General features: G+C 32.8%; 11 protein-coding genes. 9 read left to right on the top strand and 2 right to left on the bottom strand.

Annotated features, from left to right (window positions below; genetic code table 11):
• Window positions 1–28 precede the first annotated feature (28 nt).
• From porU to G4L40_RS12500, 9 genes are all read left to right on the top strand, one after another.
• Window positions 29–3898 carry a type IX secretion system sortase PorU gene (gene porU, locus G4L40_RS12460; protein WP_317163968.1) on the top strand — a complete coding sequence of 1290 codons (3870 nt, stop codon included), beginning with the start codon at window positions 29–31 and terminating at the stop codon, window positions 3896–3898.
• A 39-nt stretch (window positions 3899–3937) separates the two neighbouring features.
• A complete protein-coding gene (gene porV / locus G4L40_RS12465) occupies window positions 3938–5155 on the top strand; it encodes a type IX secretion system outer membrane channel protein PorV (RefSeq protein ID WP_166237517.1) in 1218 nt (405 codons plus the stop codon).
• A gap of 66 nt (window positions 5156–5221) precedes the next feature.
• Window positions 5222–5701, top strand: a complete 480-nt coding sequence (locus G4L40_RS12470; protein ID WP_166237518.1) for a cytidine deaminase — start codon at window positions 5222–5224, stop codon at window positions 5699–5701.
• A gap of 141 nt (window positions 5702–5842) precedes the next feature.
• The gene (pdhA, locus tag G4L40_RS12475) at window positions 5843–6841 is read left to right on the top strand and encodes a pyruvate dehydrogenase (acetyl-transferring) E1 component subunit alpha (protein WP_166237519.1); all 999 of its coding nucleotides are present in this window, start codon (window positions 5843–5845) and stop codon (window positions 6839–6841) included.
• Between the two features lie 5 nt (window positions 6842–6846).
• The gene (locus G4L40_RS12480; protein WP_166237520.1) at window positions 6847–8439 is read left to right on the top strand and encodes a 2-oxo acid dehydrogenase subunit E2; all 1593 of its coding nucleotides are present in this window, start codon (window positions 6847–6849) and stop codon (window positions 8437–8439) included.
• 79 nt (window positions 8440–8518) lie between these two features.
• Entirely contained in the window at window positions 8519–9196 is a 678-nt protein-coding gene (locus tag G4L40_RS12485; protein WP_166237521.1) for an SDR family NAD(P)-dependent oxidoreductase, read from the top strand.
• A gap of 2 nt (window positions 9197–9198) precedes the next feature.
• Window positions 9199–9801 (top strand): SprT-like domain-containing protein, encoded by a 603-nt coding sequence (locus tag G4L40_RS12490; RefSeq protein WP_166237522.1) that lies wholly within the window; start codon window positions 9199–9201, stop codon window positions 9799–9801.
• Window positions 9802–9810: 9 nt separating this feature from the next.
• Entirely contained in the window at window positions 9811–10269 is a 459-nt protein-coding gene (locus G4L40_RS12495; protein WP_166237523.1) for a hypothetical protein, read from the top strand.
• An 8-nt stretch (window positions 10270–10277) separates the two neighbouring features.
• Window positions 10278–11333, top strand: coding sequence for a mannose-1-phosphate guanylyltransferase (locus G4L40_RS12500; RefSeq protein ID WP_166237524.1), 1056 nt, complete (start codon window positions 10278–10280; stop codon window positions 11331–11333).
• 2 nt (window positions 11334–11335) lie between these two features.
• Here G4L40_RS12500 and G4L40_RS12505 read toward each other — a convergent pair whose 3' ends face one another.
• Window positions 11336–12103: an ABC transporter ATP-binding protein gene (locus tag G4L40_RS12505; RefSeq protein ID WP_166237525.1), complete on the bottom strand. Its 768-nt coding sequence runs from the start codon at window positions 12101–12103 to the stop codon at window positions 11336–11338.
• Window positions 12103–12849: an MlaE family ABC transporter permease gene (locus G4L40_RS12510; protein ID WP_166237526.1), complete on the bottom strand. Its 747-nt coding sequence runs from the start codon at window positions 12847–12849 to the stop codon at window positions 12103–12105. Before G4L40_RS12510 ends, G4L40_RS12505 begins: the two co-directional genes overlap by 1 nt.
• Window positions 12850–12859: the final 10 nt, after the last annotated feature.

Genomic DNA, 12859 nt, shown 5'->3' on the forward strand with positions numbered 1-12859 from the left:
ATATATTTTGCCAAATCACGTTGTAGAAATGATGAAAAAGATACAATACTTATTACTTTTATTTGCTTCAACTCTTTTCGCACAACAAAGCGAAACGATTACTCTTAATTGGAAGCAAGAGGTTAATTATAATTTAGGAGATTTCTCTTTTAAAATTCCTCAATTTCAATCTGAATATTATGATATTGATGTTTCTGCTAAAAAAATTAGCTTTAAAAAGGTTGTCGATGTAAGTGCTGTTAATGCTACTTTGCAAATTACAGCTGTAAATTATCAATCTATTTCAAGTTCAGAATTATATGATTTGAATCTTAATTTTTTGTCTTCGACTATAAATTCAAAATTTGAAGTTGTTTCTGCTAGAGATTCATATAAAGGATTGATTTCATTTTCTCCAATAATAAGAGATGAATCTGGTTATAAAAAAGTGGTCTCTTTTACCTATTCAATTTCAAATTTATCTCCGTCAAATAAAATCTCAAATTCTAATGTAGTCCAATCTATTTCAAATTCTGTTTTAGCTTCTGGTAATTGGTATCGTTTTTATGTTGAAAAATCTGGCGTTTACAAAGTTTCTAAATCATTTTTACAAAGTCTTGGATTTAATGTAAATGTTGATCCAAGAAATATTAAAATCTATGGAAATGGAGGAAGAATGTTGCCTTTATTAAATGCTACTTCTTATCCAAATGATTTAGAAGAAAATGCAATTCAGTTTATAGGTGAAAGTGATGGCGCTTTTGATAATAGCGATTATATTTTGTTTTATGCAGAAGGAGTTGATACTTGGAATACAGAAAGTTTAACAAGTGTAAATTTATTTGCAGATAAATCTTATTATTATATTACATCTTCGGGCGGAACAGGGAAAAGAATGCAAACTGCTACAGAGCCTTCAGCATCACCTACTTTAAATTTTACTCAATTTGATGATGTAGTTTATTATGAAAAAGATTTGGTAAATGGTGGTAAAGTAGGGAGAAGATGGTTAGGCGAACAATTTAATATTGATAATACACAAACTTTTGATTTTACTATTCCAAACATTGATACTTCTGTTCCGGTAGATGTAAAAATCAATACAGCTTCAAAGTCGTTTGGGAATTCGTCTTTTAATTTCAAAGCGAATAATCAAGATATTGGAACGATTACTTTTCCTCAATTAGTTGCTTTTAGCGGAGTTGAAGGTTATGAATCTGCCCTAAACACAACATTTTCTACAACTTCATCTTCTATTTCAATTTTAATGACTTATGATAATGGTGGAGTGCCTAATTCTAATGGTTATTTGGATTTCATTCGTTTAAAATCAAAACGTAATTTAGTTGGGTATGGAAAGCAATTTGTGTTTTCAAACGATTTGGAGCAAACAAATATTGGAGTTGGTCAATACAATTTGACAGCTGCAACTGCAATTTCTCAAGTTTGGGATGTAACAGACTTGTATAATGTGACTAAATATGATAACATTACTGGGGCAAGTTTTTCGTTCAAAGTAAATTTAGGAACTGCCAGAAAATATGTTGCCGTTGATTTAGCAGATGTGTTTACACCATTAAAGGAAGTAAATACCAGTGTTTTAAATCAAAATTTAAAAGGGACCATTTTTAATGATAATTCTGGTGCTTTTCAAGACATAGATTATTTAATTATTACGCCTCAATTTTTAGCAAGTCAAGCTGAAACTTTGGCTGATTTCCATAGAAATAATTCAGGTATGAGTGTTCGAGTAGTAACACTTGAAAAAATATATCAAGAATTTGCTTCTGGAAAACAAGATATCGCAGCGATTCGTAATTTTATTAAATATGTGTATTGGAATGCATCATCTTCTGATAAAAGAGTTAAATATGTAAATCTTTTTGGAGATGCATCTTATGATTATAAAGAAAGATTGTTCAATAACACGAATATTGTTCCTGTATTTCATGGTTTTAATCCTGGTGCTTCAGAAACAAATAATAGTTCTAATTTTTCATTGTACACATCCTTTATGTCCGATGATTTTTATGGATTAATGGATGATACTGAAGGAACTATGACGGGAGGTTTTGATGGAATTGATATTGCTGTAGGGAGAATGTTGGTGTCTACTACAACACAAGCGGCCGAAATGGTAAACAAGGTAATTGAATATCATGATGAACAATCTTATGGTAGATGGCGTAATAATTATGTAATCTATTCTGATGATGCAGATAATTCTACGGATGCAACTTTACAATTCGGATTAAACGATTTAGCAGATGTATTAACTGTTCAAAAGCCATTTGTTAATGTAAAAAAAATACATACAGATGCCTATGTACAGCAAGTGGCAGCAGGAGGAGAGCGTTATCCAGAAGCTAAAACAGATTTTTTAGATGCTTTACAATTGGGAGCTTTGGTTTTTAATTATTTTGGACATGGAAATGAAGAGTTTTTGGCCAGAGAACGCTTATTTGAAAAATTAGATGCTCAAAATTTAACTAATCGATACAGATATCCGTTATTTGTTACAATAACTTGTGAATTTACCCGTTTTGATGATCCAAATCGTTTTACCGGAGGTGAGTACATGTTTTGGAATAAATCTGGAGGAGCAATAGGTTTGATAGCGACAACAAGACAAATTGGTGTAGGAACAGGATTTCAAATGAATAATTTATTGAGTGAAGATTTGTATGCTTTTGGTTCAACTAATTATCCAACTATTTCAGAAGCATTAAGACAAACTAAGCTATCTACAGGTTCAGACAATCGAAGAGTTGTTTTTTATATTGGTGACCCGGCTTTAAAATTAGCAATACCCAAACCAAAAGTTGTTCTAACAAAAGTAAATGATATTCCAGTTAATCAACCTTTGCCAGTTATGCAAGCATTGAGTTTGGTTAAAATAACAGGAGAGGTTAGGGATGAAAATGATGTTTTAATTTCAAATTATAACGGGGATTTAGCGGTTCAAATTTTTGATAAAGACATCAACAGAAGCACATTGGGTAATAATGGAACAACTGATTCGAATGGTTTGATAATAATGAATTTCGTAACATTAGGAGAAACCGTTTTTAGAGGAAACGCCTCTGTTGTAAATGGGCAATTTGAATTTAGCTTTATTGTTCCACAAGACATTAGAATTCCTGTTGGAAATGGAAAGATTAGTTTTTATGCGAAAAGAGAAGTTTCAAATTTAGAAGACCAGACGGGTTATGATAAAACAATTCAAATAGGTGGTGTTAATGTAAATGCCCCAAGCGATACAACTCCGCCAACGGTTCGTTTGCATATGAATGATGAAGGTTTTGTTTCGGGCGGAATTACAAATTGTGCTCCTATATTATTAGCGTTTTTGTCTGATGAAAATGGTATTAATACCGCTAGTGGAATTGGACATGATATTGTTGCTATTTTAGATGGTGATGAAACAAATCCGTATGTGTTGAATGAGTATTATGAAACCGAAAATGACGATTATACAAACGGGAGTGTTAGGTTTCCATTTAGAGATTTGTCACCAGGCTTGCATACAATATTGTTCAAAGCTTGGGATGTTTATAATAATTTGATTACTGCCGAGATTCAATTCAATGCTATTTGTTCAGATGAAGGATTGAGAATTGAAAAAGTATTGAATTATCCGAATCCGTTTGTTAGTTACACCGAGTTTTGGTTTAACCACAACATGCCGTTTGAACAATTGGATGTTCAAGTTCAAATTTTAACGATTTCAGGTAAATTAGTAAAAACCATCAATCAGCAAGTAATGACAGAAGGATTTTTGTCTAGAGAAATTACTTGGGATGGAAAAGATGATTTTGGAGATAAAATAGGAAAAGGAGTTTATATATATAAATTAACTGTAAAATCTGTATCCACAGGTAAATCTGCAGAAAAATATGAGAAACTTGTAATCCTGTAATAAAATACTATATTTGTCAAATTAATTTCAATGTATAAAATGAAAAAAATTGCTTTATTATTAACCCTTGTAGTAGTTAGTCAATTTGCAAAAGCCCAAGAAGATAATAGCCGAGTTATAACAACAGGAGTGCCTTTTTTACTTATTGCTGCCGATGCCCGATCTGCTGGTATGGCCGATATGGGTGTAGCAACATCTGCCGATGCATTTTCTCAACAATATAATCCTGCAAAATATGCTTTTTCATTGCAAAAACAAGGATTTTCAGTAAGTTATACTCCTTATTTAACTAGTATTGCAAATGATATTTCTTTGGGGCAAATCACCTATTACAATAGATTTGGTGCTGAGGGAAGAAGTGCATTTGCTGGATCATTACGTTTTTTTGGGTTAGGTGATATTGAATTAAGAGAAACAGGTGATCCAAATGAAGTGCCAAGAGTTGTTAATCCAAATGAATTAGCATTAGATGGTTCTTATTCATTGAAACTAAGTGAGCGTTTTTCAATGGCTGTGGCTGGAAGATATATTCGCTCGAGTTTAAAGATTAATGATGGTTCAAATGATGCGAGTGCAGCTTCAACTTTTGCGGTAGATGTTGCAGGATATTATCAATCAGAAGAAGTTGCGTATAATGATTTCAACGGAAGATGGAGAGCGGGATTTAATTTTCAAAATTTAGGCCCAAAAATCAGCTACGATAATGATGATTTAAATAATAATTTTTTACCGGCAAACATGCGTTTAGGTGGAGGATTTGATTTTATATTTGATGAATACAATAAGATAGGTGTAACGGCAGAAATTACAAAATTATTAGTGCCAACGCCACCAGCATTAGTGGCTGCAATTGACGCTGATGGAAGTGGTGCAATTGAGCCAGCAGAACAAGATATTGCAGATGATGCTTATGCACAAGCATTAAGTGATTATAGAAAAATAGGTTGGACTGAAGGAGTTTTCAAATCATTCAATGATGCGCCTGATGGATTTTCTGAAGAATTAAAAGAATTTACTTGGGCATTAGGAGCTGAATATTGGTACCAAGATTCATTTGCAATGCGTTTAGGATTCTTTAATGAAAATGAATTAAAAGGAGCGAGAAAGTTCTTTACATTAGGAGCAGGGTTTAAATATAATGTAGTAAAAGTAGATGTGTCCTATTTGTTCTCGGCATCAAAAGTGAGAAATCCTTTAGAAAACACGCTTCGTTTTTCTCTTACATTTAATTTCGGAGACAATTTCGATGAACTATAGATAAAAAAATAAATTAACAAACTATCCAAATTCTTTTTTTAGAATTTGGATTTTTTTTCCTTACATATGAAGCAAATTTCAATAAACACTACTATTTCGGTACTTTCAAAAGATGAGTTGTCACAACAAGAAATTGATTTGATGAATCAAGCTTTTGAAGCAAGAAGTAAGGCTTATGCGCCTTATTCAAAATTTACAGTTGGTGCAGCAATTTTATTAGATAATGGAATTGTAGTGCAAGGTTCCAACCAAGAGAATGCTGCTTATCCATCTGGCTTATGTGCAGAACGTGTGGCTATTTATTATGCAGGTGCAACTTATCCAAATGCAAGAATTGTAAAAATGTTTATCACAGCATCACCACAAGATAGAGATTTAGAAGAGCCAATTCCGCCATGTGGTAGTTGTCGCCAGGCTATTGCTGAGTACGAATTCAAGCAAGATATTCCAATCGAAATACTTTTTATGGGTGCAAAAGGATTGATTTATAAATCAGATTCATTAAAAAATCTTTTGCCATTAGTTTTCGATAAGAATCATCTATAACGATTTCGTAGATTTTTTTAACGATTTAGCACAAAAAAACGCAAAAATCATAGAATTTAATTTTTTCAGTAAGGTTCTATGTAGTATTTTTGCTTTTCGTAAAAATTGTGAATAATACAATTGAATTAAAAAACAAACATAATGAAGCCAATAACCAAAGAAGTTTACCTTAAATGGTATGAAGACATGCAGTTTTGGAGAAAATTTGAAGACAAATTAGCTGCTGTTTATATCCAACAAAAAGTTAGAGGATTTTTACATTTATATAACGGTCAAGAAGCAGTATTAGCTGGGGCTTTACACGCTATGGATTTGTCAAAAGACAAAATGATTACAGCTTACCGTAACCACGTTCAGCCAATTGGAATGGGTGTAGATCCAAGAAAAGTAATGGCAGAATTGTACGGAAAAGTAACAGGTACTTCAAAAGGTATGGGTGGATCGATGCATATTTTCTCTAAAGAACATGGTTTTTATGGAGGACACGGTATTGTAGGAGCGCAGATTCCAGTAGGAGCAGGTATTGCTTTTGCAGACAAATATTTCGAAACAGGCGGAGTTACTTTAACTTATTTCGGTGATGGTGCTGCGCGTCAGGGTTCTTTACATGAAGCTTTCAATATGGCAATGAACTGGAAATTACCAGTAGTATTCATCGTTGAAAACAACGGTTATGCTATGGGAACTTCAGTAGAAAGAACGGCTAATCATACCGATATTTGGAAACTTGGTTTAGGATACGAGATGCCTTGTGGACCAGTTGACGGAATGAATCCAGTAAAAGTAGCTGAAGCAATGCATGAAGCAATGGAAAGAGCTCGTCGTGGAGATGGTCCAACTTTCTTAGAAATGAAAACATACCGTTACAGAGGACACTCAATGTCTGATGCACAATTATATAGAACTAAAGAAGAAGTGGAAGAATACAAAAAAATCGATCCAATTATTCAAGTTTTAGATGTAATCAAAGAAAATAACTACGCTACAGAAGCTGAAATCGAAGCAATCGATCAAAGAGTAGCTGATTTAGTGGCTGAATGTGAGAAATTCGCTGAAGAATCTCCATTCCCAGAAGTAAATCAATTATACGACGTAGTGTACGAACAAGAAAATTATCCTTTCATTCCACATAAATTATAAGAACTATGGCACAAATTATAACAATGCCCCGTTTGAGTGATACGATGACCGAAGGAGTTGTAGCAACTTGGTTAAAAAAAGTTGGTGATACAATCAAAACTGGTGATATTCTTGCTGAAATTGAAACCGATAAAGCAACAATGGAGTTTGAATCATTTCATGATGGTGTTTTATTACATATCGGAATTCAAGAAGGACAGTCAGCGCCAGTGGATTCTTTATTAGCTATTATTGGAACAGCTGGTGAAGACATTTCAGCTTTATTAAATGGTGGAACAGCGACTGAAGCTAAAGAAGAAAAAGTAGTGGAAGAAGCAAAACCAACTTCAGCAGCAGTTGAGATACCAGCTGGTGTAAAAGTAGTAACGATGCCTCGTTTGTCAGACACTATGACAACAGGAACAGTTGCGACTTGGTTAAAAAAAGTAGGAGATACTGTAAAAGAAGGTGACATTCTAGCTGAAATCGAAACCGATAAAGCTACGATGGAATTCGAATCTTTCAATGCAGGAACGTTATTATATATCGGAGTGCAAGAAGGTGATTCTGCTCCAGTAGATACAATTTTAGCAATTTTAGGACCAGCAGGAACTGATGTTTCAGGAATTGCTGCTAACTATAAAGTTGGCGCTGTGGCTGAAGCTCCTAAAACTGAAGAAGTAAAAGCAGTTGCTCAAGAAGTAGCAGTAGCTGAACAAACTACTTCGGGAAGAGTTTTTGCTTCTCCATTAGCTAAAAAAATTGCTCAAGATAAAGGAATCAACTTGTCTCAAGTAAAAGGTTCTGGTGAAAATGGAAGAATTGTAAAATCAGATGTGGAGAATTTCTCTCCATCAACAGTTGCAACTCCATCTCAAGCGGTTGCAGAAGCTACAAATACTGTTGCAGCTGTAAAACCATTTGTTCCAGCAGGAGAAGTATTCCAAGAAGAAATAAAAAATTCGCAAATGCGTAAAACCATTGCGAGACGATTATCAGAATCTAAATTTACAGCACCGCATTACTATTTAACAATCGAGTTAGATATGGACAATGCAATTGCTTCAAGAAATATGATTAACGGATTACCAGATACGAAAGTTTCTTTCAACGATATGGTAATCAAAGCGAGTGCGATGGCATTGAAAAAACATCCACAAGTAAATTCACAATGGAGAGAAGATGCAATGGTAATCAATCACCACGTTAATATTGGAGTAGCAGTAGCAGTTGAAGACGGTTTAATGGTTCCAGTATTGAAATTTACAGACCAAATGAGTTTAACTCAAATTGGTGCAAGTGTGAAAGACTTAGCTGGAAAAGCAAAATCTAAAAAAATTCAACCAGCTGAAATGGAAGGAAGTACATTTACTATTTCTAACTTAGGAATGTTCGGAATTCAATCGTTCACTTCGATTATTAATCAACCAAATTCTGCTATTTTATCTGTTGGTGCAATCATTGAAAAACCAGTAGTTAAAAACGGTCAAATCGTAGTTGGAAACACCATGACAGTTACTTTAGCTTGTGACCACAGAACAGTGGACGGAGCAACTGGAGCTCAATTCTTACAAACGTTCAAATCGTTTATGGAAAATCCAGTAACTATGTTAGCATAAAATTATATTTGTAATATTAGAATCCCGAAATTTTTTCGGGATTTTTTTATTTCCTATTTTTACATAAAATAAAATTATTTTGAAAAATATAATCATAACAGGAACTTCTCGCGGAATTGGTTACGAATTAGCCTTGCAATTTGCAGATGCTGGCCATCAAGTGTTAGCGATTTCTAGAAAAACACCAAAAGAATTAATCGAAAATCCAAATATTACGTGTTTGTCAATAGATATTTCAAATCCTGAAGAATTACTTCAAGTGGAAAATTTCATCAATCGAACATGGAAAAAAGTTGATGTTTTAATTCACAATGCTGGAAGTTTAATTCATAAACCGTTTACACAAATTACTTCAGAAGAATTTCAAAACATATACAAAGTCAATGTTTTTGCGGTTGCCGAATTAACAAAATTCTGTATTCCATTTATGGGCAAAGGAAGTCATGTGGTGATGATTAGTTCGATGGGCGGTATTCAAGGAAGTATGAAATTCGCTGGATTAGCTGCTTATTCATCAAGTAAAGGTGCGGTAATTACGTTGTCCGAATTATTAGCTGAAGAATACAAAGAGCAAGGGATTGCTTTTAATGTTTTAGCACTTGGAGCTGTAAATACAGAAATGTTGCAAGAAGCTTTTCCAGGTTACGAAGCACCACTTTCTGCAAAAGAAATGGCAGATTATATCTTCAATTTTGCTTTGACTGGAAATAAATATTATAACGGAAAAGTATTGCAAGTTTCATCTTCAACGCCTTAAAATTGAGTGAAGTCCTATTAAAATACCTTCCAGAACATGCAGTTCATCATTGTTTTGAGTTAATCAAAGCCAATCATGTGCATCTTAAAATCGTTAATGAGCGTCAAACCCGTCATGGCGATTATAGAAAAGATGCGCAAGGTTATCATTTGATTACGGTGAATGCGAGTTTGAATAAATATAGATTTTTAATAACTCTAATTCACGAAATTGCTCATTTGGTAGCTTTCGAAAAATATGGTCGAAACATAAAACCGCATGGCGATGAATGGAAACTCACTTTTCAAAGAATGATGGGGCCTTTTATTCGTCCAGAAATTTTTCCACATCAACTATTACCTTTATTAGCAAAACATTTCCGAAATCCAAAAGCAAGTAGCGATACCGATGCAAAATTAGCTTTAGCATTAAAACAATTTGACCTAAAAGAAAACGATAAAAATTATATCTTTGAAATTCCTTTTGGAAGTCATTTTAGAATTCACAATGGAAAGATTTTCAAAAAAATAGCTTTGCGTGTTAAACGATACGAATGTTTAGAAATAAGCTCTGGACGATTGTATTTGTTTCAACCCAATGCTGAAGTTGAATTGTTGCCAAATTAAATAAGTACAATGATTTTTAAAGTTTTAAAAGAAAAGCCTCATTTTTTATTAGCCATTTTTGCTGTATTGTTCTTGTTGTTTGGGATTCTATCAACAAGTAATGACGATAATACTTTAGATATTAATATTCACGATACTTATTTTGTTATTAGTCATTCTTATGTTTATTGGTTTTTCTCTTTACTTTTTTTATTATTTTATCTTTTCTATCTGACATTTATTTGGATAAAATTTCCGACAAATTCTTTTTTTAAAAATTTACATATTTATACATTGATCATTTCAGTTTTGGGAATTGTATTTCCATATGCGATATTTTATGATGAAAATCAATTGTATCAAGATGCATTTGATGTAAATTTGATTATTGCAATTTTTGGAATACTTTTCGTTTTTTCATTTATTATTTTTATTACCCATTTTATTATAGGATTTTTTATAAAAATTAAAAACATAGTTACTCAGTAACACACATTATGAACAAAAATTATTACGCAATATTGATGGCTGGTGGCGTTGGTTCACGTTTTTGGCCTGTGAGCACAAGCGATTTTCCTAAACAATTCCACGATATGTTAGGAACTGGAGAAACGTTGATTCAAAAAACATTCTCCAGACTTTCAAAATTGATACCTGTTGAGAATATCTTGATTTTAACCAATGAGAAATATAATGATTTGGTGCTAAATCAATTGCCTCAAGTGAAACAAGACCAAGTTTTGTTAGAGCCTGCGATGCGAAACACAGCGCCTTGTATATTATATGCTTCTTTAAAAATTCAGAAGCAAAACCCGAATGCAGTTATGGTAGTTGCACCTAGCGATCATTGGATAGAAGATGAAGTGGCATTTGTAAATGATTTACAACAATCATTTGATTTTTGTGAAGCAAACAATGCTTTGATGACTTTAGGGATAAAGCCTACTTTTCCTAATACTGGTTTTGGTTATATTGAGTATAATAAAGAGGATACAAACGCTATAAAAAAAGTTTCTCAATTTAGAGAAAAACCTGATTATGAAACGGCTAAAGCTTTTTTGAAAAGCGGAAATTTTGTTTGGAATGCAGGGATTTTTATTTGGTCAGTAAAGGCTATTACTGAAGCTTTTTTACATTTTCAACCTGTGATGAATAATTTGTTTCTATCTGGTTATGAAAGTTATAATGGTAAAGATGAAAAAGCTTTTATAGCTGCAAATTATAGTTTAGCAGAAAATATTTCCATTGATTATGCAATTTTAGAAAAAGCCCAAAATGTCTACATACTTCCAGCTACTTTTGATTGGAACGATTTAGGAACTTGGGGTTCTCTTCATGAAAAGCTAGATAAAGATGAGAACAATAATGCTGTCGTAAATGCTACTGTTGTGTTAGAGAATGCATCAAATAATATTATTCGAACAGATGCAAAAAAACTCATAATCATTGATGGTTTAAACGATTTTATTATTGTAGATAAAGATGATGTGCTGTTGATTTATCCAAAAGATAAAGAACAAGATATTAAGAAAATAGTTGCTAAATTAAATTAGTACTATTTATCATCTTCCAAATACATTTTTCGAACACGTTTGAATAATTCTGAAGAATATACAAAATCGGTAACTGCTTCGTTATCGGTTTTGAAGATTTCTTTATTTGAACCTTCCCATTCTAAGAGCCCATTTTTTAAGAAAACAATTTTTTCACCAATTTCCATCACAGAATTCATGTCGTGTGTGTTAATTACAGTTGTAATATTGTATTCTTGTGTAATTTCTTGAATTAAATTATCAATAACAATAGCTGTTTTTGGGTCTAATCCAGAATTTGGCTCGTCGCAAAATAAATATTTTGGATTATTTACGATAGCGCGGGCAATTGCAACACGTTTTTGCATTCCACCCGAAATTTCAGAAGGCCTTTTTTGATGCGCATTAACCAAATGTACTCTGTCAATTACAAAATCAACACGCTCTTTTATTTCTTTTGGAGATTTATTAGAGAACATTTTTAAAGGAAAACCAATATTTTCTTCAACAGTCATACTGTCAAATAAAGCACTTCCTTGAAAAACCATTCCAATTTCAGTTCTTAACTCTCTTCTTTCATCGTTTGATAGTTCTGAATATATACGACCATCAAAAGAAATTGTGCCACTATCTGGAGTATGAATGCCTAACAAAGATTTTAAAAAAACTGTTTTTCCAGAACCACTTTGTCCAATGATTAAATTTGTCATTCCAGCTTCAAAACGAGTAGATACTCCTTTTAAAACGGTTTGCTCGCCAAATTTTTTTATAATGTTTTTTACTTCAATCATTAGCTTAATAAAAGTTGCGTTAAGATAAAGTTCATTAAAATAATTACTACCGATGTCCAAACAAAAGAAACAGTACTTGCTTGTCCTACTTCTAGTGCTCCTCCCTTCATATAATATCCATGAAATGAAGGTATGGTGGCTAATAAAATTGCAAATACAGCTGTTTTGATGAAAGCATAAGTTATATGAAATGGAATAAATTCGGTTTGTAAACCTGTAATAAATTCGGGACTACTTGTGAAACCACCATATACTGCAGCCATCCATCCTCCCAAAACTCCTAAAAACATACTCAATCCTATAACAAATGGATATAGAAGTAAAGCAATAATTTTTGGAAAAACTAAATAGTTTAACGAGTTTACACCCATAACTTCCAAAGCATCAATTTGTTCCGTTACACGCATTGTTCCTATACTCGATGTGATAAAGGAACCCATTTTTCCTGCCATAATAATGGATATAAAAGTAGGAGCAAATTCTAAAACAATTGATTGACGTGTTGCAAAACCAATTAGCTCTTTTGGAATTAAAGGGTTAGTTAGATTTAACGCTGTTTGAATAGAAACTACACCACCCACAAAAAAGGAAATAAAAGCAACGATTCCTAATGAGCCAATGATTAAATCATCAACTTCTTTAAAGATTAATTGCTTCATTACCGACCATTTTGTAGGCTTGTTGAATATCTCTTTCAACATAATAAAGTACTTTCCTATTTGCGATAAATACCGAATGAGCATCATAGTTTAAAAA

Source organism: Flavobacterium celericrescens, from assembly GCF_011392075.1.
In the GTDB taxonomy this organism is placed as follows: Bacteria; Bacteroidota; Bacteroidia; order Flavobacteriales; family Flavobacteriaceae; genus Flavobacterium; species Flavobacterium celericrescens.